The sequence below is a fragment of the Enterococcus sp. AZ196 genome (genome assembly GCF_050498845.1).
GTDB classification, from domain to species: Bacteria; Bacillota; Bacilli; order Lactobacillales; family Enterococcaceae; genus Enterococcus_A; species Enterococcus_A murrayae.
Map to the genome: position 1 here is coordinate 2,497,501 of NZ_JBIPAM010000001.1, position 22,676 is coordinate 2,520,176.

General features: G+C 41.5%; 15 protein-coding genes and 5 tRNA genes. 15 read left to right on the plus strand and 5 right to left on the minus strand.

Annotation, left to right across the window (positions count from 1 at the left end):
- The first annotated feature begins 16 nt into the window (after window positions 1–16).
- The 10 genes from IGI67_RS12000 (at window position 17) to gor (ending at window position 7,407) form a co-directional block, all read left to right on the plus strand.
- Window positions 17–89 (plus strand) — tRNA-Thr (locus IGI67_RS12000).
- Between the two features lie 4 nt (window positions 90–93).
- Window positions 94–165: transfer RNA gene (locus IGI67_RS12005), tRNA-Gly, on the plus strand.
- Window positions 166–187: 22 nt separating this feature from the next.
- Window positions 188–273: transfer RNA gene (locus IGI67_RS12010), tRNA-Leu, on the plus strand.
- 12 nt (window positions 274–285) lie between these two features.
- Window positions 286–359, plus strand: a tRNA-Arg gene (locus IGI67_RS12015).
- 16 nt (window positions 360–375) lie between these two features.
- Window positions 376–449, plus strand: a tRNA-Pro gene (locus tag IGI67_RS12020).
- A gap of 118 nt (window positions 450–567) precedes the next feature.
- On the plus strand, window positions 568–1,035 hold the full coding sequence (locus IGI67_RS12025; RefSeq protein WP_347401822.1) for a CtsR family transcriptional regulator: 468 nt from the start codon (window positions 568–570) through the stop codon (window positions 1,033–1,035).
- A gap of 5 nt (window positions 1,036–1,040) precedes the next feature.
- Entirely contained in the window at window positions 1,041–3,539 is a 2,499-nt protein-coding gene (locus IGI67_RS12030; RefSeq protein WP_207110747.1) for an ATP-dependent Clp protease ATP-binding subunit, read from the plus strand.
- Between the two features lie 105 nt (window positions 3,540–3,644).
- Complete coding sequence (locus IGI67_RS12035; RefSeq protein ID WP_429957831.1) at window positions 3,645–4,559, plus strand: peptidase U32 family protein; 915 nt, start codon at window positions 3,645–3,647, stop codon at window positions 4,557–4,559.
- 13 nt (window positions 4,560–4,572) lie between these two features.
- Complete coding sequence (locus IGI67_RS12040; RefSeq protein ID WP_207110745.1) at window positions 4,573–5,814, plus strand: peptidase U32 family protein; 1,242 nt, start codon at window positions 4,573–4,575, stop codon at window positions 5,812–5,814.
- A gap of 243 nt (window positions 5,815–6,057) precedes the next feature.
- On the plus strand, window positions 6,058–7,407 hold the full coding sequence (gene gor, locus IGI67_RS12045) for a glutathione-disulfide reductase (protein WP_429957832.1): 1,350 nt from the start codon (window positions 6,058–6,060) through the stop codon (window positions 7,405–7,407).
- Between the two features lie 32 nt (window positions 7,408–7,439).
- On the opposite strand, the gene IGI67_RS12050 is transcribed toward gor, so the two are convergent.
- From IGI67_RS12050 to IGI67_RS12065, 4 genes are all read right to left on the minus strand, one after another.
- Entirely contained in the window at window positions 7,440–8,393 is a 954-nt protein-coding gene (locus IGI67_RS12050) for a biotin--[acetyl-CoA-carboxylase] ligase (RefSeq protein ID WP_429957833.1), read from the minus strand.
- Between the two features lie 98 nt (window positions 8,394–8,491).
- Window positions 8,492–9,295 carry an ABC transporter ATP-binding protein gene (locus IGI67_RS12055; protein WP_207110742.1) on the minus strand — a complete coding sequence of 268 codons (804 nt, stop codon included), beginning with the start codon at window positions 9,293–9,295 and terminating at the stop codon, window positions 8,492–8,494.
- Window positions 9,273–10,193, minus strand: a complete 921-nt coding sequence (locus tag IGI67_RS12060; protein WP_207110741.1) for an ABC transporter permease — start codon at window positions 10,191–10,193, stop codon at window positions 9,273–9,275. Before IGI67_RS12060 ends, IGI67_RS12055 begins: the two co-directional genes overlap by 23 nt.
- Before the next feature lie 39 nt (window positions 10,194–10,232).
- Window positions 10,233–11,198 (minus strand): ABC transporter substrate binding protein, encoded by a 966-nt coding sequence (locus IGI67_RS12065; RefSeq protein ID WP_429957834.1) that lies wholly within the window; start codon window positions 11,196–11,198, stop codon window positions 10,233–10,235.
- 806 nt (window positions 11,199–12,004) lie between these two features.
- Here IGI67_RS12065 and rpoB point away from each other — a divergent pair.
- The 4 genes from rpoB to msrA all read left to right on the plus strand — a co-directional run bounded on the left by rpoB (window position 12,005) and on the right by msrA (window position 21,407).
- On the plus strand, window positions 12,005–15,619 hold the full coding sequence (rpoB, locus tag IGI67_RS12070; protein WP_207110739.1) for a DNA-directed RNA polymerase subunit beta: 3,615 nt from the start codon (window positions 12,005–12,007) through the stop codon (window positions 15,617–15,619).
- 74 nt (window positions 15,620–15,693) lie between these two features.
- Entirely contained in the window at window positions 15,694–19,347 is a 3,654-nt protein-coding gene (gene rpoC, locus IGI67_RS12075) for a DNA-directed RNA polymerase subunit beta' (RefSeq protein ID WP_207110738.1), read from the plus strand.
- A gap of 309 nt (window positions 19,348–19,656) precedes the next feature.
- Window positions 19,657–20,757 (plus strand): LCP family protein, encoded by a 1,101-nt coding sequence (locus IGI67_RS12080; RefSeq protein ID WP_429957835.1) that lies wholly within the window; start codon window positions 19,657–19,659, stop codon window positions 20,755–20,757.
- Between the two features lie 125 nt (window positions 20,758–20,882).
- Window positions 20,883–21,407: a peptide-methionine (S)-S-oxide reductase MsrA gene (gene msrA, locus IGI67_RS12085; RefSeq protein WP_207110736.1), complete on the plus strand. Its 525-nt coding sequence runs from the start codon at window positions 20,883–20,885 to the stop codon at window positions 21,405–21,407.
- Here the strand turns inward: msrA and IGI67_RS12090 are convergent.
- Entirely contained in the window at window positions 21,404–22,006 is a 603-nt protein-coding gene (locus IGI67_RS12090) for a prepilin peptidase (RefSeq protein ID WP_429957836.1), read from the minus strand. The two genes, msrA and IGI67_RS12090, sit on opposite strands and share 4 nt — an antisense overlap.
- Before the next feature lie 200 nt (window positions 22,007–22,206).
- On the opposite strand from IGI67_RS12090, the gene IGI67_RS12095 reads away from it, so the two are divergent.
- The gene (locus IGI67_RS12095; protein WP_207110734.1) at window positions 22,207–22,674 is read left to right on the plus strand and encodes a Dps family protein; all 468 of its coding nucleotides are present in this window, start codon (window positions 22,207–22,209) and stop codon (window positions 22,672–22,674) included.
- Window positions 22,675–22,676 lie beyond the last annotated feature (2 nt).

The following is a 22,676-nucleotide window of genomic DNA, read 5'->3' on the forward strand; positions in this document are numbered from 1 at the left end:
TTATTTTTTTGTAGTTGCCGGCTTAGCTCAGTTGGTAGAGCATCTGATTTGTAATCAGAGGGTCGAGGGTTCAAGTCCTTTAGCCGGCATCATGCGGAAATAGCTCAGTGGTAGAGCACCACCTTGCCAAGGTGGGGGTCGCGGGTTCGAACCCCGTTTTCCGCTTTCCTGAAGACCAGGGAAGAACGCCGGGGTGGCGGAACTGGCAGACGCACAGGACTTAAAATCCTGCGGTGAGTGATCACCGTACCGGTTCGATTCCGGTCCTCGGCATAATACAAATATGCGCCCATAGCTCAACTGGATAGAGTGTTTGACTACGGATCAAAAGGTTAGGGGTTCGACTCCTCTTGGGCGCGTGGTTTTTTTGTTTATCGGGAAGTAGCTCAGCTTGGTAGAGCACTTGGTTTGGGACCAAGGGGTCGCAGGTTCGAATCCTGTCTTCCCGATCAAAAAGAAGGTGAAAGCCTTCTTTTTTTTTATCCTAATTTAAAGAAAAGCGTTCTTCTTTATTTCATGCGCTAAATTCGATATAATTATGGTCAGGAATAGTCAATAGGAGGCGATATCATGAGTAGAAATACCTCTGATTTGATCGAATCTTACTTGAAAGATATTTTAGAAAATAATGAAATTATCGAAATTCGAAGAGCGGAGATGGCGCAGCTGTTCAATTGTGTTCCTTCCCAGATAAATTATGTGATCAATACGCGTTTTACTTTTCAACGAGGCTATTTAGTTGAAAGTAAACGAGGTGGTGGAGGCTATATTCGAATAAGTAAAGTTAAGATTTCTGATCAGCATTATTTTTTAGAGCAATTAATGGATTCTTTTGGAACTGAAATTTCGGAGGCGAATGCTTTTGGGATTATTCAGAAATTATTTGAAGAAGAAATTATTACTGAAAATGAAGGTAATTTGATGTTAAGCGCAGTATCGAAGAATGTTCTTGGGATCAGTCAAATTGAGAATAGACTACGGGGAAGAATTCTTCATGGATTTTTGGAACGTTTAAGTTATGAGAAAAAGGAGTGAGGGATATGGATCAGCTGTATACAGAACGCGCAAAAGCAGTATTATCGATTGCGCAACAAGAAGCCAAGTATTTTAAACACCGCTCGGTTGGTTCGGAACATTTATTGTTAGCATTAGTGATCGAACAACAAGGAATCGCGGGAAAAACGTTACGTCAGATGAATTCAAGTGAGAACGATATTCGTGAAGAAATCGAGCACATGACAGGGTATGGATCGGTTAAGTCGTATCCCGAGGGAGGATATCTTCCCTATTCTCCAAGAGCAAAACAGATTTTGATTTTTGCTGATGATGAAGCTAAGCGTTTCAATGCAAAACTAGTTGGAACAGAACATATTTTATTAGGATTATTGAGAGATGACGAAATTTTAGCTTCCCATATCTTAGTAAATTTGGGTCTGAGCTTACCTAAAATGCGGCAACTTCTGTTGAAAAAAATGGGCGTTAATGAGACGCAAAATACTAATCAAGGAGTTGGAACTCGTAGAAAAACTCCTGCGAAACCTGCACAAAACAATACCCAAGGAACACCTACCTTAGATGGCTTAGCTCGTGATTTAACGAAGTTGGCCCGAGAAAAACGCTTGGATCCAGTAGTGGGAAGAGATAGCGAGGTACGACGAGTAGTACAAATTTTAAGTCGTCGTACGAAGAATAATCCTGTATTAGTTGGAGAGCCTGGTGTTGGTAAAACGGCAATCGTTGAAGGGTTGGCTCAACGGATTATTTCTGGAGATGTACCAGAAGATATGCGTGGCAAACGCTTGATGATGTTGGATATGGGAGCACTTGTTGCTGGTACAAAATATCGCGGAGAATTTGAAGATCGCTTGAAAAAAGTAATTGATGAAATTTATCATGATGCTCAAATTATCTTGTTCATTGATGAGTTGCATACGTTGATTGGTGCTGGTGGAGCTGAAGGCGCGATTGATGCATCAAATATTTTAAAACCTGCATTGGCCCGTGGCGAATTACAAACGATTGGTGCGACAACATTAGATGAGTATCAAAAATATATTGAAAAAGATTCCGCTTTAGAACGCCGTTTTGCTCGAGTACAGGTGGAGGAACCAACACCTGAAGAAGCTGAAGAAATTTTGAAAGGTCTGCGGCCACGATATGAGGAACATCATGGAGTGGAAATTACCAATGACGCTTTACATGCGGCAGTCTCTTTATCTGTAAGATACATCAATTCACGTCAACTACCAGATAAGGCAATTGATTTGATGGATGAATCTTCTGCAAAGGTTCGTCTGGATTCCACTGATGAAGTATCAGAACTTACAGAGTTGGAAGAAGAAGTTCAAGATTTAGTGACAGAAAAAGAAAAAGCGATTCAAAATCAAGATTTTGAATCAGCAGCACGTTTACGCTTGCGTGAAAAGCAATTATCTGAAGTATTGGAGCAAGCGAAAGTTAAGGCTGCAAAACAAGAAAATGGCTATATCGATCAAGTTACTGACGAGGATGTGGCGGCAGTTGTTTCTCAATGGACCGGCGTACCGTTACAGCAGTTAGAGAAAAAGGAAAGTCAGCGTCTATTAGACTTAGAAAATATTTTACATGAAAGAGTTGTCGGACAAGAAGAAGCTGTCAAAGCTATCTCACGAGCTATCCGCCGTGCTCGTAGTGGATTGAAAGATCCTAATCGTCCGATTGGTTCCTTTATGTTTTTAGGCCCAACTGGCGTCGGAAAAACGGAATTGGCGAAAGCCTTGGCTGAAGCGATGTTTGGTAGTGAAGAAGCTTTAATCCGAGTAGATATGTCTGAATATATGGAAAAATATAGCACGAGTCGTTTAATTGGATCGCCTCCAGGTTATGTTGGGTATGAAGAGGGCGGACAGTTGACAGAGAAAATTCGCCAAAAGCCTTATTCAGTCATTCTATTGGATGAAGTAGAAAAAGCTCATCCGGATGTGTTTAATATTTTATTACAAGTTTTGGATGACGGTCATTTAACAGATTCGAAGGGCCGGAAAGTCGATTTTCGTAATACCATCTTGATTATGACTTCAAATATCGGCGCAACAGAAATCCGCGAGGAGAAAAATGTTGGATTCAATGTAAAGGATATTACCAAAGATCATCAAGCAATGGAAAAACGTATATTGGAAGAACTGAAAAAAGCTTTCCGTCCGGAATTTTTAAACCGAATTGATGAAACAGTTGTCTTTAAATCGTTAGATCAAGAGCAAATTCATGAAATAGTAAAAATTATGAGCCGCTCCATTTTAGATCGTATGAGGGAACATGAAATTAAAGTGAAAATCACGTCAGCCGCTTATGATGTGATCGGAAAAGTTGGTTTTGACCCTGAATATGGCGCCCGGCCAATACGCAGGGCACTGCAGAAAGAGATTGAAGACCGCTTGGCAGAAGCATTATTATCTGGGCAAATTCAATTGGGAGATGCTGTAACAATTGGTGCCAGCAAGGGGAAAGTTACATTAACTGTAAAAAACCCTAAAGAAGAAAAAATTCCAGAAAAAGTTTAGTTGATCAGAGGATGACGTATTGACGTTGTCCTCTTTTTCTAGCTCCTCAGTTGGAAACTTTTGGAAGCTGTGATAGTATGAGAAAGTCTAAAAGGAGGACCTATCATGATTGAATTAATTGCGACGGCAGAATCGATAGTTCAAGCCGAAGATTTATTTGCTGCTGGCGTGGATACACTATACATAGGAGAAGAGGCTTTTGGTTTGCGCTTGTCTCATTCTTTTTCTCGTGATGAACAAAAAACATTGATCGAAACGGCACATGCTCAAGGGAAGAAAATAAATATTGCTGTCAATGGTATTATGCATCCTGATAAGATGAAGCAGATACCAGAATATTTAACTTTTTTAGCTGAAGTAAAACCGGACCATGTAGTTGTGGGGGACACTGGGGTTATTTACTTATTGCAAGAGTATGATTTACCTTATATTTATGATGCAGAAACATTGGTGACAAATGCGCGACAAATCAATTTTTGGCAGAAAAAAGGTGCGGTAGGTGCTGTTTTAGCGCGTGAGGTACCTTTTGAAGAAATGCTGAGTTTAAAACAGCATGTTGATGTCCCAGTGGAGGTACTAGTTTATGGTGCTACGTGTATTCACCAATCGAAAAGACCATTGTTAGATAATTATTTCAACTACACGAAGCAAATGGAGAAAACTTCAAAAGAACGTGGATTGTTTCTTTCAGAGCCGAAAAAGGCAGATACCCATTACTCAATCTATGAAGATCAGCATGGAACGCATATTTTTGCGGATAACGATCTGAATCTAATGAAAGAATTGAGTGAATTGACTCAGGCAGGCTATCAAACATGGAAACTCGATGGGTTATTTACCCCAGGAGCTGATTTTGTGGCCATTGCAAAAATTTTTGCGAATGCTAAAGCAGCAATTGAAAAGGATTCTTGGGATGAAGCAGCGATAGTCAATGCTTATCAAGAAATTCAAAAATATCATCCTGTTGGTCGAGGAATGGATACTGGTTTTTATCATCTGGACCCAACAGCGATTAAATAGGAGTAATAGCAACATGACAAAGAGAAAATTAAAGCGGCCCGAGGTTTTAGCGCCAGCCGGGACACTGGAGAAATTAAAAACAGCCATTCATTATGGCGCGGATGCTGTATATATTGGTGGAGATGCTTACGGGCTGCGTTCTAGGGCTGGAAACTTCTCATTTGAAGAAATGTCAGAAGGGGTGGCTTTTGCTAATAAGTATGGTGCAAAAGTCTATGTAGCAGCCAATATGGTGACACACGAAGGCAATGAAGAAGGGGCTGGAGAATTTTTCAAAAAGCTACGTGATATTGGCATCTCGGCAGTAATCATTTCTGATCCAGCCTTGATAGAGATTTGTGCTTCTGAAGCACCGGGGTTAGAAATACATTTATCGACACAAGCATCAGCTACAAATGCTGAGACCTTGAAGTTTTGGCAAAATGAGGGGTTGGAGCGAGTCGTTTTAGCCCGTGAGGTTTCAATGGAGGAGTTAGCAGAGATTCGTCGCAATACAGATGTTCAAATCGAAGCATTTATTCATGGAGCAATGTGTATTTCATATTCAGGGCGTTGTACATTATCAAATCACATGTCTATGCGAGATGCCAATCGCGGCGGGTGTTCTCAATCTTGCCGTTGGAAATATGAATTATTTGATATGCCTTTTGCTCAAGAGCATCGTTCATTGACAGAAAACGGCGATGTCACAGAAGAATTTTCTATGAGTGCCGTAGATATGTCCATGATTGAACATATTCCTGATTTGATAGAGAATGGCGTTGATAGTTTGAAGATTGAAGGGCGGATGAAATCCATTCATTATGTTTCGACTGTCGCTAATGTGTACAAAGCTGCAGTGGATAGCTATATTTCTGATCCAGAAAACTATGTTTGCAAGCAGGAATGGATCGATGAGTTGTGGAAGGTCGCTCAACGTGAATTGTCGACGGGATTTTATTATCATACACCAACAGAAAATGAACAGTTATTTGGCCCGCGTCGGAAGATTCCTGTGTATAAGTTTATCGGAGAAGTTTTGAGCTATGATGAAGCGAGCGGGATCGCGACTATTCGTCAACGGAATCATTTTAGAGTGGGCGATGAGATTGAATTTTATGGACCGAATTTCCAGCATTTCGAACAGGCAGTTACTGAGTTAAAAAACGATGAAGGTGAAACGATCGATCGTGCACCAAATCCAATGATGATTATAACAATGCCCGTTGCTCAACCAGTCAGACCAGGAGATATGATACGTAAGAAAAAGGACTGAGGAATATACTCTCAGTCTTTTTTTACTAGCAAGTATGAGACATGGAGAGGGACAGAAATACTGAGCCAAAATCTGATTAGGCAAAAAGTAATTATTTTTTAGCAAAATAGATTAAAATGAAGCTATTGAGTCTAAATCATTGAATAGGCCGATTTTTAAGTAAAAGCTTTGTATTAAAGTTAGCTAAATTGAATGATTGCTATAGTAAAATTAATTCATTAGTATGAACTAGGAGGTAGTTGGATGAAAGAGTTTGATTACATCGTTGTCGGCGGTGGCAGCGGCGGGATTGCTTCGGCAAATCGTGCGGGGATGTATGGCGCCAAAGTATTGTTGATTGAAGGAAACAAAATCGGCGGAACGTGCGTTAATGTCGGTTGTGTACCGAAAAAGGTAATGTGGCAAGCTAGCAGTATGTTGGAGATGATTGAGCGAGATGCTCCGAGTTATGGTGTTCAAGCGGATATTGAAAAATTTGATTTCAAAGAATTAGTGGCACGTCGTGAAAAATACATCGATTTTTTACATGGAGCTTATTATCGCGGACTTGATAGCAATCATGTTGAACGCATTGAAGGATACGCGACATTTAAATCAGATCATGTTATTAGTGTAAATGGTGAGGAATACACGGCACCGAATGTTTTAATAGCAACTGGCGGCCGACCAAGTCAGATGACCATCCCTGGTGGTGAATTTGCGATTGATTCTAATGGATTTTTTGAGCTAACAGAACAACCGAAAGATGTGGTTGTCTTGGGTGCTGGGTATATTGCAGCCGAGCTGAGCGGCGTATTGCAAGGTATGGGGACTCAAGTTCACTGGGCCTTCCGTCATAGCCGTCCATTGCGGACTTTCGATAAAATGTTGGCAGATAATTTGGTTGAAATCTATCGTGAGAATAAGATGAAGCTCTACGGTCATCATGTGGCGAAAGAAATAAAACAAAATGCGGATGGAACGTACAGTGTTCATTTTGAAAATGGCAATGTCTTAACGGGAGATCAAGTACTGTTTGCTGGCGGACGTTTACCTAATACTGATAAATTAGGTTTGGAAAATACTTCGGTCACATTAAACGAAAGAGGTTTTGTAATCGTCGATAAATATCAAAACACCACTAGCGAAGGGGTTTATGCAGTTGGCGATGTGATTGGTAAAATTGACTTGACTCCTGTGGCTATTGCAGCAGGCCGACGATTGTCTGAACGAGTATTTAATGGCAAGTCTGAAGAATTTTTAGATTATGAAAATGTACCAACCGTGATTTTTACTCATCCAACGATCGCAACGATCGGATTATCTGAAGCGGATGCTGTCGAACGTTATGGAAAAGAACAGATCAAAATCTACCGTTCACGTTTTACGCCAATGTATTTTGCATTAAGTGATTATCGCCAAAAATGTGAGATGAAATTGGTTTGTCTGGGTGAAGAAGAGAAGATCATTGGTCTTCACGCTATCGGTGTGGGAGTTGATGAAATGCTGCAAGGATTTGCTGTGGCAATCAAAATGGGAGCAACTAAGAAAGATTTCGATGATACAGTTGCGATTCATCCGACGGGCAGTGAAGAGTTTGTAACAATGCGATAAAAAGGATGTGCCGTGATCGGCACATCCTTTTTTTATTGGATGGAGCTTAAACTGATCTCGCCGGATGAAAGTGTTACTTTTTCACTTCCTAAATCAACCACTAATTCCCCAATGTCAGTGATAGCGACCGCAGTGCCTAGATACAGTTGTTCCTTACGTTTAAACGTAATTTTTTTTCCCAACACGAATGATTTTTTGCGATAAGAATCAAGGTAGGTTTTATGATCAGCCAACAGGTCAAAGAAACGATTCCAAATAGCAATAATCAACTGATTGCGTGTAATCGTTGCTTCACCTTCAGGAAATAGAGAGGTTGCTTTTTCTTGCAGCTCTTCAGGGTAATTTGCCTGCGGAATCGAAAAATTGATTCCCATGCCGATAATAATATATTTTAATGAGTTAGTTTCGACATCTGTCATTGCCTCCGATAAGATGCCGACCGCTTTTTTGTGATTCAAATAGATGTCATTGACCCACTTGATCTGGCTATTGACCTCCAGCAACTCATCAATTGCTTCAGCTACAGCAACTGCCATCAGAAGTGTGTACTGAGGCAATTCTTGCAGATGCTCTTTAGGTTCTAGTAATAAACTCATATAGATACCTTGTTGTTTTACTGCAAAAAAAGGTCGGTTGAAACGGCCTCGAGGGGCTTCCTGCATATCAGCTACAATCAATAACGGCGATTTCTTCCCGTCCATGACTGCTAATTGGGCATCCTTCATGGTGGAGGCGGAAGTTTCAAGAACAGTTACGTCAACAGCTTGCTTGATGTGTGCTTGAATTTCTTTCGGATCTAAAATATCTGAAGGGTGATAGCGATAGCCGTTGGCTAAATGTTGAATCTGATAGCCTTTCTTTTCTAGTTCTTTGATGGCTTTCCAAATAGCGGTGCGAGATACGCCTAGCTCTTGAGCCAAGGCTTCGCCGGACAGAACTTTTTCTGAAGCTTTTAAGCGTGCTAAAATTTTTTCTTTTGTTGTCAATCCTGTACCTCCGTCATACTCATTCTGGGCTCAGTGTAACAAAAAAACAGACTACATAAAAGTAGCCTGTCAAGAAAGAAGGAGAATCGTTTGAAAAATCAACTTAGTAACAAAGCATCGTCTTTGAGTTCGACACCAGAGTTTTGATGGAAAAGTTCCATTAATTTTGGAACGGTCAAATTTTGCTTTTCTTCTTTTTTCAGATCTAAGGCAATTTGGCCTTGGTGGAGCATGATTAGACGATTTCCATATTGAATAGCGTCTTCCATATTATGAGTTACCATGAAGGCAGTTAATTCTTGTTCGCGAATCAAACGCTCTGTCAGCTCCATTACAGTTAATGAAGTTTTTGGATCAAGCGCTGCGGTATGTTCATCCAGTAAGATCAAGTCCGGTCGTTGCAAGGTTGCCATTAATAAGGTGATGGCTTGTCGCTGACCACCAGAAAGCAACCCGATCTCAGCCTCTAAACGATTTTCCAAATTCAGATTCAGCATCGCTAATTGTTCCTGGAAGAAACTGCGGTCTTTACTTTTTACGCCTAGAGAAAATCCTCGTTTGTGTCCGCGTTTCATTGCTAGTGCCAAATTTTCCTCTACGGATAAACGAACAGCAGTCCCCATTTTAGGATCCTGGAAGACACGGCTGATTTTTTTTGAGCGACGAGTTACCGAGTGTTTGGTGATATCCTCTTCATTCAAAAATAGTTTGCCTTCTTCAATTGGTAATGTGCCAGCAACACTATTTAATAAAGTTGATTTGCCTGCACCGTTTCCGCCAATGATGGTGACAAATTCGCCAGGGGCTAAGCTTAGGTTGATGCCGCGCAATACATGATTTTCATTAACTGTTCCGCGTTCAAAATATTGATGAAGATTATTAATTCTTAATACTGGTTGCATTTGCGTCAGCCCCTTTCTTTTTTGTTTTGAAGGTAAATTTTGAACGAATTTGCGGTAAGGATAGACAAATGACTAATACGATCGCTGAGGCCAATTTAGAATCTGTCGGTTCTACATTCATCTCGAATACTAAGGCCAAGATAAAGCGGTAAATGATTGCTCCAGCTACGATCGTAATCAAACGGACAAGAATCGGTTTATTATGAAGCAGCACTTCTGCAATGATAATAGAAGCTAATCCAATAACGATAGTCCCAACACCGGAATTCAAATCCGCAAAGCCGTTGTTTTGTGCTAGTAAGGCACCAGAAAGGGCGATGCTGCCATTTGAGATCATGTATCCCAACAGTTTCATGTTCTCAGTCTTGATCCCATTGGCTTCACTCATATCTGGATTATCACCAGTTGCGCGAACGGCCAGCCCAATCTCTGTTCGGAAAAAAAGGACCAACAGTAAAATGACAAGTAGTACGATTAGTGCTCCCACTAGGATTACCGCGTTGTTCTTGCTCAACCCCATGTCTTGTGCAGCCGTAAAAACAGTACTTTCACCAAGCAAGGCAATGTTTGGTGCACCCATTACACGAGAGGTAACGGAATATAAGCCAGTCATCGTGATAATCCCGGCTAGTAAAGCTGGAATTTTGAATTTGGTATTCAAGATTCCAGTAACTAAACCTGCCAACATCCCGCCGCCAAATGCGAACAAAGTAGCCAGTACAGGATGCATACCATTAACAATCCCAATCGCAGCGATTCCGCCACCTAAAGGGAAGCTTCCCTCAGCGGTCAAATCGGCAATATCCAAAATTCGAAAAGTCATGTATACTCCGATCGCTAACAATGACCAGAGCATCCCTTGAGACGTCGCTGATAATAACAAAGTGATAACATTCATGATTCTTCCTTCTTTCTTTGTGAAGCTGTTCTAACTTTTTTATTTAGGTTCTTTGATGCTCTCTGGATCGATACCTAAAGCTTTCGCCATATCTTTATTAACGACTAATTTAAGTGTGTCGGCAGATTCAACAGGTGTATCCTCAGGTTTTGCATCGCCATCTAAGATTTTAGCAGCCATTTTTCCTGTTTGTTTGCCAAGCGATTTGTAGTCAATCCCAACAGTTGCTAACCCGCCACCATCGACTTGCTCAGTTGAGCCTGCGACTAATGGAATTTTCTTTTCTTTTACAACATCTCCAATAACGGAAGCAGCACTTGCAAAAGTGTTATCTGTTGGAACATAGATACCATCTGTCTCGCCGGCTAATGATTCAGTTACTTGCTGAACATCGTTTGTTGTGTTTGCTGTTTTAACCTCTACATCAACGCCTGCTTTTTTCAAAGCTTTCTCCGCAAGATCGGCTTGGATTTTTGAATTCGCTTCTCCTGCGTTATACATAATCCCGATTGATTTCGCATCTGGAACGATCGATAATAGAAGATCAATTTGTTTATCGATAGGAACCATGTCGGTTGTCCCTGTCACATTTCCACCAGGCTTTTTATCACTTTTAACGAGTTTTGCTTCTTCTAAATCAGTTACTGCAGTTACGGTGATCGGAATTTCTGTTGTTGCATTCAATAAGGATTGTGCAGCTGGAGTAGCGATTCCTAAAAGCAAATCTGGTTCATCCTTAATTAATTTCTCGCTCATGCTTTTTAAATTATCCTGATTATTTTGAGCATTTTGATAGTCGATTTTTAGGTTGTCGCCTTCTTTATAGCCGCCTTCTGCCAAACCTTCTTTGAATCCTTCATAAGCATTGTCTAATGAGGAATGCTGAACGAGCTGCAAGACCCCTACTTTTTTCGCTTCATCGTTCCCTGCGGCTTCCTTGTTCCCGCAAGCACCTAACATTAATAAACTGACCAATCCAATTCCTGCTAATACTGTTTTTTTCATCATTTTCTCTCCTTTTTCGTTTCCAAGTATTTCTTTTTATAAGTTGCTTCTCAAACCATCAACCAACGAAACCTTTCTTGCATTGATTTACTTTCTTATTGAGTAAATTAGCAAAGTAATAAAAAAATCACCCGCTTAGAATTGATGAAACTCTAAGTGGGTGATACGAATACAAAGATAGTATGATCCTTCAGCCACTTAGATTTCTCTATGCGGCCGGTGGTACGTTGAAATGCTCTAGCCATCATAGATACAAAAAACACTCAAGTTGTTTGCATCCATCGTGATGAATACAAACCTATCTAAAATAGCTAAAGTAATAGCGGTTATTCAGTTGTGAGTTTTTCGCGTTCAACATAGGAACAACCTCCAACTTGGTTAAGATGTAAATTAGTATACGTTAAGAAAAATGAGATGTCAATAATAAAACGTCGAATATTCTGAATATTCAAAAATGTAAAACAAATTAAATCAATTAATACTTGCTGAAAATTTTAAGAAAAACTTGAGGAGACGTAATCGAAGCGTTGGAGGTATTGACTTTTATATCAATGTCGTGTATCATATTAATTTGCTAAAACTATCTGAAATGATAACAGGCAGGAACGAAATATTGTCCGTTCCGGCTTTTAAATAGGGAAACAAAAGTAGAAGCTCGCGAATATTTTCAAGAGAACGTTCTATTTTTGGTTTTTTTTTGCCTAAAAGCCGCAAAAAATGTCAGGTGTTACAGTAACTTAATTTTCGTAACATTAATGTAATTTATCTTCGGATCGGTTTTCAAACTTTTAAGAGGGGTGAAGAACTTGGCTGGACACGTAGTGAAATACGGGAAACACCGAGAACGTAGAAGCTTCGCACAAATCAGTGAAGTGTTGGAATTACCGAATTTGATCGAAATTCAAACAGATTCTTATCAATGGTTCTTAGATGAGGGCTTACGAGAAATGTTTGAAGACATTTTGCCAATTGAAGACTTTAATGGAAACTTGTCACTTGAATTTGTTGACTATGAATTGAAAGAACCTAAATACACGGTAGCAGAGGCTCGTTCACACGATGCAAACTATTCTGCTCCATTGCATGTTGTTTTACGCTTAGTAAACCGCGAAACTGGCGAAATCAAATCCCAAGAAGTATTCTTTGGCGATTTCCCATTAATGACGGAACAAGGAACCTTCATCATTAACGGAGCTGAACGGGTTATCGTTTCCCAATTGGTTCGTTCTCCTGGTGTATATTTCCATGGAAAAGTAGATAAAAACGGAAAAGAAGGATTCGGCTCAACTGTGATCCCTAACCGTGGTGCATGGTTAGAAATGGAAACAGATGCGAAGGACATTTCTTATGTTCGTATCGACCGTACACGTAAAATTCCTTTGACCACGTTAGTTCGTGCATTAGGTTTTGGTTCGGATGATACAATCTTCGAAATCTTTGGCGAAAGCGAATCTTTACGCAACACAATTGAGAAAGACCTGCATAAAAACCCAAGTGATTCTCGTACTGAAGAAGGGTTGAAAGATGTATACGAACGTTTACGTCCAGGCGAACCGAAAACAGCGGACAGCTCTCGCAGCTTGTTAACTGCTCGTTTCTTCGATCCGAAACGTTACGACTTGGCAAACGTTGGTCGTTACAAAGTAAATAAAAAATTAGACCTTAAGACGCGTTTATTGAACTTGACCTTAGCTGAAACTTTAGTTGATGGTGAGACAGGTGAAATCGTTGTTGAAAAAGGCACCGTTCTAACTCATCAAGTAATGGAAGATTTAGGACCTTACTTAGAAAACGGGTTGAATTCAGTGACTTACTACCCATCAGAAGATGCGGTCGTGACTGATCCAATGACTGTTCAAGTAATCAAAGTCTTTTCACCAAAAGATCCAGAGCGTGAAGTAACAGTGATCGGCAATGCCTATCCTGATTCTTCTGTACGTACAGTTCGTCCGGCTGACATCATTGCTTCAATGAGTTATTTCTTGAACTTGATGGAAGGCATCGGCAATGTCGATGATATCGACCACTTAGGAAACCGTCGTATCCGTTCAGTTGGTGAATTATTGCAAAACCAATTCCGTATCGGGTTAGCCCGGATGGAACGTGTCGTTCGTGAACGTATGTCCATTCAAGACCAAGAAACATTGACGCCGCAGCAATTGATCAATATTCGTCCGGTTGTTGCCAGCATCAAAGAATTCTTTGGTTCTTCTCAGTTGTCACAGTTCATGGATCAAACCAATCCATTGGGTGAGTTGACTCATAAACGTCGTCTATCTGCATTAGGACCTGGTGGTTTGACTCGTGACCGTGCGGGTTATGAAGTTCGAGACGTTCACTATTCTCACTATGGCCGTATGTGTCCGATTGAAACACCCGAAGGTCCCAACATCGGGTTGATCAACAGTTTGGCTTCTTACGCGAAGGTTAACAAGTTTGGTTTCATCGAAACGCCTTACCGTCGTGTCGATCGTGCGACTGGTCAAGTAACAGATACAATCGATTACTTAACTGCAGATATTGAAGACCATTACGTTGTTGCTCAAGCAAATAGCAAATTGAACGACGATGGTACATTTGCTGAAGAAGTCGTTATGGCTCGAGCAACTTCTGAAAACTTGGAAGTAACGATTGATAAAGTGGATTACATGGATGTTTCTCCAAAACAAGTAGTTGCAGTCGCTACAGCATGTATCCCATTCTTGGAAAACGATGACTCCAACCGTGCCTTGATGGGTGCCAACATGCAGCGTCAAGCAGTACCTTTGATTCAACCTCGTTCTCCATGGGTTGGTACAGGTATGGAATACAAGGCAGCTCATGACTCAGGTGCCGCTTTATTATGTAAAAACGATGGTGTCGTAGAATTCGTTGATGCTCACGAAGTTCGTGTTCGTCGCGACAATGGCGCACTGGATAAATACGATATTACGAAGTTCCGCCGTTCAAACTCAGGAACCAGCTACAACCAACGTCCTTTAGTTGGTTTAGGTGAAAAAGTTGAAGTTGGCGATATCCTAGCTGATGGACCTTCAATGGAAAATGGCGAATTGGCTCTAGGTCAAAACGTGGTCGTAGCCTTCATGACTTGGGAAGGGTATAACTATGAAGATGCCATCATCATGAGCCGTCGTTTGGTAAAAGATGATGTCTACACATCCATTCATATTGAAGAATATGAATCAGAAGCGCGTGATACAAAATTAGGACCTGAAGAAATCACTCGCGAAATCCCTAACGTTGGGGAAGATGCATTGAAGAACTTGGACGAAATGGGGATCATCCGCATTGGTGCCGAAGTTCACGATGGCGATCTATTAGTTGGTAAGGTCACTCCTAAAGGGGTAACGGAATTATCTGCTGAGGAACGTTTATTGCATGCGATCTTTGGTGAAAAAGCTCGTGAAGTTCGTGATACTTCTCTACGTGTACCTCACGGCGGCGGCGGGATCGTTCATGATGTGAAGATATTTACTCGTGAAGCTGGCGACGAACTCTCTCCAGGAGTAAATATGTTAGTGCGCGTTTATATTGTGCAAAAACGTAAAATTCATGAAGGGGATAAAATGGCCGGCCGTCACGGAAATAAAGGGGTCGTTTCCCGCATCATGCCAGAAGAAGATATGCCTTATCTACCAGACGGTACACCAGTTGATGTCATGCTGAATCCATTAGGGGTTCCATCCCGGATGAATATCGGACAAGTATTGGAATTACACTTAGGGATGGCAGCTCGCCAACTAGGGATTCATGTCGCAACGCCAGTCTTTGATGGTGCGCAAGATTCTGATGTTTGGGAAACTGTTCGTGAATCACGGATGGCAGCTGACGCTAAGACTGTCCTTTACGATGGTCGTACAGGTGAACCATTCGATAACCGTATTTCTGTTGGCGTGATGTATATGATTAAATTGGCCCACATGGTCGATGACAAATTGCATGCTCGTTCAATTGGACCTTACTCGCTTGTTACGCAACAACCATTGGGTGGTAAAGCTCAATTTGGTGGACAACGTTTCGGGGAAATGGAAGTTTGGGCACTGGAAGCATACGGTGCTGCCTATACGTTACAAGAAATCTTGACTTACAAATCAGATGATGTAGTTGGTCGTGTGAAGACTTACGAAGCCATCGTCAAAGGTGAACCTATTCCAAAACCAGGTGTGCCTGAATCCTTCCGCGTATTAGTGAAAGAATTACAAGCCCTTGGTTTAGATATGCAAGTCTTAGATATCAATGACAAAGAAATCGAGTTGCGAGATATGGACGATGATGATGACGACTTGATCACAGTTGATGCGTTGACGAAATATGCAGAGCAACAACAAACTGCAAAAGAAGTCGAAGAACGGGCAGCTGCTGAAAAAGCGGAACAAAAATCAGATTTGATCCAAGAAATCGAAACTGCTGAAGACTTATAAGAGTCACACTTGCCATATGTAAGTCAGCTAGTTGCTAGCTGACTTACGATAAAATGAAATGGAGGGAAACCCTTTTGATCGATGTAAATAAATTCGAAAGTATGCAAATAGGTTTGGCTTCTCCTGAAAAAATCAGAAGCTGGTCATACGGTGAAGTAAAAAAACCGGAAACCATTAACTACCGTACATTGAAACCTGAGCGCGAAGGGTTATTTGATGAAAGAATTTTTGGGCCAACCAAAGACTGGGAATGTGCCTGTGGAAAATACAAAAGAATCCGTTATAAGGGAATCGTCTGCGACCGTTGTGGTGTTGAAGTCACACGTTCAAAAGTTCGTCGTGAACGGATGGGCCATATCGAATTAGCAGCCCCTGTAACACATATCTGGTATTTCAAAGGAATTCCTTCTCGGATGGGTCTTGTATTAGACATGAGCCCACGTGCGTTGGAAGAAATCATCTACTTTGCATCTTATGTCGTAATCGATCCAGGTAATACAAGCCTAGAGAAAAAACAATTATTGACTGAACGTGAATACCGTGAAAAACGGGATCAATACGGTCAAGAATTTCATGCGGCAATGGGTGCGGAAGCCATCAAGCAATTATTAGATCAAGTTGATCTAGATGGTGAGTCAGCAGAATTAAAAGAAGAGTTGAAAACTGCTCAAGGACAAAAACGTACACGAGCAATTCGTCGCTTAGACGTCTTAGAAGCATTCCGTTCTTCTGGCAATTTGCCAGGCTGGATGGTTATGGATGTTATTCCTGTCATCCCGCCAGATCTACGTCCAATGGTCCAATTAGAAGGTGGTCGTTTTGCGACTTCTGACTTGAACGACCTGTACCGTCGTGTAATCAACCGTAACAACCGTTTGAAACGCTTGTTAGACTTGAATGCACCAAATATCATCGTGCAAAACGAAAAACGGATGCTGCAAGAAGCGGTGGATGCGTTGATCGATAATGGTCGTCGCGGCCGTCCAGTAACTGGACCAGGTAACCGTCCATTGAAATCTTTATCTCACATGTTGAAAGGGAAACAAGGTCGTTTCCGTCAAAACTTGCTGGGTAAACGTGTTGACTACTCTGCCCGTTCCGTTATCGTTGTTGGACCTTTCTTGAAGATGTATCAATGTGGTCTGCCAAAAGAAATGGCGATCGAATTGTTTAAGCCTTTCGTGATGAAAGAATTAGTTCAACGTGAAATCGCGTCAAATATCAAGAATGCGAAACGTAAAATCGAACGTCAAGAAGACGTTGTATGGGACGTTCTAGAAGAAGTTATCAGAGAACATCCAGTTTTACTTAACCGGGCACCTACGCTTCACAGATTAGGTATCCAAGCATTTGAACCGATCTTAGTTGAAGGTCGTGCGATCCGACTTCACCCGCTAGTATGTGAAGCCTACAATGCCGACTTCGATGGGGACCAAATGGCCGTCCATCTACCACTAGGAGAAGAAGCACAAGCGGAAGCTCGTATGCTGATGCTAGCTGCAACCCACATCTTGAACCCTAAAGATGGTAAGCCAGTTGTTACGCCATCTCAAGATATGGTCCTAGGTAACTATTACCTAACAATGGAAGAAGAAGGCCGTGAAGGTGAAGGAATGATCTTCCGTGACATGAATGAAGCTGTTTTAGCATGGCGCAACGGCTATGTTCATTTACATTCACGTGTGGCTGTTGACCCTAATACATTAGGCGACAAACCATTTACAGAAGAACAAAAAGAACGCATGCTGATCACGACTGTTGGGAAAATTATTTTCAACGAGATCATGCCGCAAGAGTTCCCTTACTTGAACGAACCAACTGATTTCAACTTAACACAATATACACCTGACAAATACTTTGTTGAAAAAGGTGCAGATATTCCTGCAGCGATCAAAGAACAAGAAATTATCTTGCCATTTAAGAAGAAAAATCTTGGGAATATCATCGCTGAAGTCTTCAAACGTTTCAAGGTCACTGATACCTCAATGATGCTTGACCGCATGAAAGACTTAGGTTACAAACACTCGACACATGCTGGTATGACTGTTGGTATCGCAGATATCATGGCTCTAGCAGAAAAACAAGAAATCATCGATAACGCCCACAAACAAGTCGGCACGATCACGAAGCAGTTCCGTCGTGGTTTGATTACAGATGATGAACGTTATGAACGTGTTATCGCTGTTTGGAACGCAGCTAAGGATAATATTCAACAACGTCTGATTGAATCAATGGATGCGAAGAACCCAATCTTCATGATGTCCGATTCTGGAGCCCGTGGTAACATCTCCAACTTTACTCAGCTTGCTGGTATGCGGGGACTGATGGCCGCTCCGAATGGACAAATCATGGAATTGCCGATCATCTCTAACTTCCGTGAAGGTCTGTCTGTCTTGGAAATGTTTATCTCTACTCACGGGGCTCGTAAAGGGATGACCGATACTGCCTTGAAAACAGCCGATTCAGGTTACCTTACTCGTCGTTTGGTTGACGTTGCCCAAGATGTTATCGTACGTGAAGAAGATTGTGGAACTGACCGCGGTCTGGAAATCTCTGCGATTCGTGAAGGTAATGAAATCATCGAATCATTGGAAGAACGCCTTGTTGGACGTTATACACAAAAATCAGTCATGCATCCTGAAACGGGTGAAGTTCTTTTACCTGCTGATGCATTAATCAGTGAAGCAGATGCTAAACGCCTTATCGATGCCGGCGTTGAAAAACTAACGATCCGCTCAGTCTTCACATGTAATACGAAACATGGTGTATGTAAACATTGTTACGGCCGCAACTTGGCGACTGGCGACGATGTTGAAGTTGGTGAAGCAGTTGGTACCATTGCCGCTCAATCAATCGGTGAACCAGGTACTCAGTTAACCATGCGTACATTCCATACCGGCGGGGTTGCCGGAGATGATATCACACAAGGTCTTCCTCGTGTCCAAGAAATCTTCGAAGCACGTAATCCTAAAGGTTTGGCTGTTATCACTGAAGTTACCGGTGAAGTGGTCGAGATCGCTGAAGATGCTGCTACACGTACGAAAGAAGTTACTGTCAAAGGTGAAACGGATACTCGTACCTATACAGTGCCTTACACGGCTCGTATGAAAGTCGTTGAAGGTGACTTGGTCCATCGTGGAGCTCAATTAACAGAAGGTTCTATCGATCCTAAGCACTTATTGCAGGTGCGCGATGTAATTTCTGTTGAAACCTACTTGCTGCGTGAAGTTCAACGCGTTTACCGGATGCAAGGGGTAGAAATCGGCGATAAGCATATTGAAGTAATGGTTCGTCAAATGTTGCGTAAAGTCCGCGTTATGGATCCAGGCGACACAGAAATCTTGCCAGGTACACTGCTTGATATTGCTGATTTCAAAGACCAAAACTACAATACATTGGTTGCTGGCGGAACGCCTGCGACATCTCGTCCGGTCTTGCTTGGTATCACAAAAGCATCATTGGAAACAAACAGCTTCTTATCTGCCGCATCATTCCAAGAAACGACTCGTGTCTTGACCGATGCTGCGATCCGCGGTAAGAAAGATCCATTACTTGGATTGAAGGAAAATGTTATCATCGGTAAGATCATTCCTGCTGGTACAGGGATGGCTACCTACCGTAACATGGAACCAAAAGAAGTTGTCGTTGCCAGCGAAAATGTCTACAGTATCTCTGATATTGAAGCGCAGATGGCTGCCGAAGACGCTTTGAACAATTCATTGAATTAGTTTGTAACAGCTTTACGAACTCGTCCTGCTTTGCCATTTCCACTCCGTTTTTTAAGAGGGGTTGGGAATGGTGTGTAGGCGAAATGAAAATGATTTCCTAAAGCTGGAGATAGTAAGACCGCAAGATTCAAAAGAATCTTGTGGTCTTTTTATTTTCGCGCTATTATAAGAAGGTATTTGGAAAATGACAGCGGTCACTTTTATCAGATATTAAATTTCGTTTAGAGCATAAAGGTAAGGCTATATTCAGCGGCCGTTTTATGAGAAAATATCGGAAACTATATAGAGGCAAGATTTTTGAGGTGCTGCATGAGCAAAACAAAGAAGATCATCTTGATTGTCGTAGGGATCATTGTACTAATCGTTGGAGCTGCTACAGCTTATCTATTAAAAGTAAATAATGATGTGGATCAGGCAATCACTAAAATGACTAAGAGAGTCAATTATAAAAGGCAACGTTCAGATACGGTAGATTTGAAAAGCGGAGAGCCTTTTTCTATTCTATTAATGGGGACAGATACTGGTGATAAAGGGCGAACCTACCAAGGACGTTCAGATTCTATGATGCTGGTCACCATCAATCCTGAGAAGAAGCAAACGCTAATGACTAGCTTGGATCGAGATATCTATACCCAAATCGTCGGATATAAGGGTGATGAGAATAATTATGTTGTCAAAGGCGATACCTATCACGATAAATTAAATGCAGCCTATTCGCTGGGCGGCACTAAAATGGCCATCGAGACCGTTCAAGAAATGATGGATATCCCTGTTGATCATTATATCGAGATCAATATGAAAGGGTTGAAAGCATTAGTTGATGCAGTTGGAGGGATCGAAGTCGATAATAAGATCGACTTTACTTTAGATGGTGTGCATGTGAAAAAGGGCAAACAAACCTTAGATGGCCGGCATGCATTGGAATATGTGCGTATGCGTCATGAGGATCCGAAGGGTGATGTGGGGCGGCAAGCGCGGCAACGGGAAATTTTATCCAAGATCGTTCATAAAATGCTTTCAGTAAACTCCGTTACAAAATATAAAAAATACCTGCATGCGGTAGAAGATTATGTTCGAACGGATCTAAGCTGGAGTGAGATGCTGACGGTCGCCAAAGATTATACACCAGCGGCAGAAAACATCAAACAGACGCAGGTCGAGGGTCAGGGCGAGATGATCAATGACATTTATTTTCAAATTTTGGGATTGAATAACTTATTGGAAGAACAAAATATTGTCAAAAAGCAGCTCGGCTTACCTACAAAGAAAAAATTGCCGAATCTAGATGAGGATGACGACAATCAATTATTCTTTGATGACAGTGATGTTGATAAAATCAGTGCAGGAACCCATTATGATTATACTGGGTATGGGAAAATAATTTACCCAATCGATACCGATAATTATTAGAAATAGCCAATAAACTAAAAGAGAGTGTGCCCGTTTTTGCGGCACGCTCTCTTTTTGGTTGCTGAGCAGATTCGTTTCAATTTTTCTTTAAATGTTTATGATGGAATCAAAAGGGGGATTTTCTCATGACAGAAGAAAAAGCAATTTTTGCTGGTGGCTGTTTTTGGTGTATGGTAAAGCCTTTCGATCAAATGCCGGGTATTAAGAAAGTTGTTTCCGGCTATACAGGTGGACAGGTGCCCAACCCAACATACGAAGAAGTTTGCAGCGGAACAACAGGCCATACTGAAGCTGTGGAGATTACCTTTGATCCAGCAGTGATCTCTTATCGACAATTAGTAGAAATTTATTGGCAGCAAACCGATCCGACAGATGCATTTGGCCAATTTGCAGATCGCGGCGACTCTTATCGGCCAGTGATTTTTTATTCTTCACTGGAACAAAAAGCAGCAGCGGAAGCATCGAAGGAACAACTGCAGGCCAGTGGACGGTTCAATGATCCGATTGTTACATCGATTGAACCGGCACAGGCATTTTATCCTGCAGAGGACTATCATCAAGATTTTTATCGCAAAAATCCTGAGCACTATGCTGCTTACAGCGAAGGCTCCGGCCGGCGTGGCTTCATACGACAAAATTGGGAGGCTTAATGGTTTTTTAACAGCAAAACGAAAAGACCGATAAATAAAAAGGGTACAAAAGGAAGCCGCTCAGTTATTTTTTGTCGAAAAGCTTGATAACCGAAAAAGCTTAAACCGCTGAGAGAAGCAATGAATAACAGCTGCAGCAGCTCATAGCCAGATAAAAAGCAGCTCCATAGCCCAATGACCCACAAATCTCCTAAACCTAAGCTGTTTGGGAGAATTTTTTGACTAAGATAAAATAGTCCGCAAATAATCAGCGGCTGGGTCCAATAAATTTGAAAAAGAAAGCATCCGCTGATCAGTAAAATCAATCCTGTTGCCCAGAAGATCCGCATTTCTACTATCAGCTGATCCCAATCAATCACGGCTAAAACAAGCGCGCTTAACAGCCAAAACAGACGCCAAAGATGGAGCCACTGGAAATCTCGCAAAAAGATTAAAAAGAGCATACCGCAAAATAATTCTAACCAAAAACTGCGAGTGGAAAACTTTTGCTGGCAGTGGGTACAGCGGAACCTTTGACAGAGAGCGGAAAGTAAAGGAATCATTTCGCTCGGTCGAAGCTTATGCCTGCAATGGTCACAATGTGATGGGGGGTAAAGCAAGGATTCATTTCAAGGGATACGGGAACAAACGACGGCTAAAAAAGATCCGATGACTGTGCCAAAAATAAAATGTATGATCGTTCTCACCTCCCTTTTTCAATAAGATACGAAAAAAAAGCCCTTTTCCAGCATTTTCTTTGTGCTTTTGCCATAATTGTATTATGCTTTTAGTGGAGTAAATAATTAGGAGGTATGTAGGAATGAAATTTGAAAAAACAAAAGAAGTATTGAATCAACTAGTTGCAGACTTGAGTCAAATGTCCATGGTCATTCACCAAACACATTGGTATATGCGCGGCCCTGGTTTCTTGACATTACACCCAATGATGGATGATTTCATGGATGACGTGAACGATCAATTGGACGAAATTTCAGAACGCTTAATTACATTAGACGGTTCTCCTTATTCAACATTGCGTGAAATGGCTGACCAAACAAAAATCCCAGATGAAGTAGGACGTTGGGATCGTACAATGGAAGAACGTTTAGCGACGCTTGTTGATGGCTACCGCTATTTAGCAGACCTTTACCAAAAAGGGATCGAAGTAACTGGCGAAGAAGGCGATGATCCAACTCAAGATATCTTCATCGAATTCAAAACAGCGACTGAAAAACGTATTTGGATGATCCAAGCACATTTAGGAAAAGCACCTGAAATTGATGCTTAATT

What these genes read in the sequence shown, in the direction of transcription:
- IGI67_RS12030 (WP_207110747.1), top strand. Translation starts at nt 1,041, where the DNA reads ATGGATCAGCTGTATACAGAACGCGCAAAAGCAGTATTATCGATTGCG.
- IGI67_RS12035 (WP_429957831.1), top strand. Translation starts at nt 3,645, where the DNA reads ATGATTGAATTAATTGCGACGGCAGAATCGATAGTTCAAGCCGAAGAT.
- IGI67_RS12040 (WP_207110745.1), top strand. Translation starts at nt 4,573, where the DNA reads ATGACAAAGAGAAAATTAAAGCGGCCCGAGGTTTTAGCGCCAGCCGGG.
- gor (WP_429957832.1), top strand. Translation starts at nt 6,058, where the DNA reads ATGAAAGAGTTTGATTACATCGTTGTCGGCGGTGGCAGCGGCGGGATT.
- IGI67_RS12055 (WP_207110742.1), bottom strand. Translation starts at nt 9,295, where the DNA reads ATGCAACCAGTATTAAGAATTAATAATCTTCATCAATATTTTGAACGC.
- IGI67_RS12060 (WP_207110741.1), bottom strand. Translation starts at nt 10,193, where the DNA reads ATGAATGTTATCACTTTGTTATTATCAGCGACGTCTCAAGGGATGCTC.
- IGI67_RS12065 (WP_429957834.1), bottom strand. Translation starts at nt 11,198, where the DNA reads ATGAAAAAAACAGTATTAGCAGGAATTGGATTGGTCAGTTTATTAATG.
- IGI67_RS12080 (WP_429957835.1), top strand. Translation starts at nt 19,657, where the DNA reads ATGAGCAAAACAAAGAAGATCATCTTGATTGTCGTAGGGATCATTGTA.
- msrA (WP_207110736.1), top strand. Translation starts at nt 20,883, where the DNA reads ATGACAGAAGAAAAAGCAATTTTTGCTGGTGGCTGTTTTTGGTGTATG.
- IGI67_RS12095 (WP_207110734.1), top strand. Translation starts at nt 22,207, where the DNA reads ATGAAATTTGAAAAAACAAAAGAAGTATTGAATCAACTAGTTGCAGAC.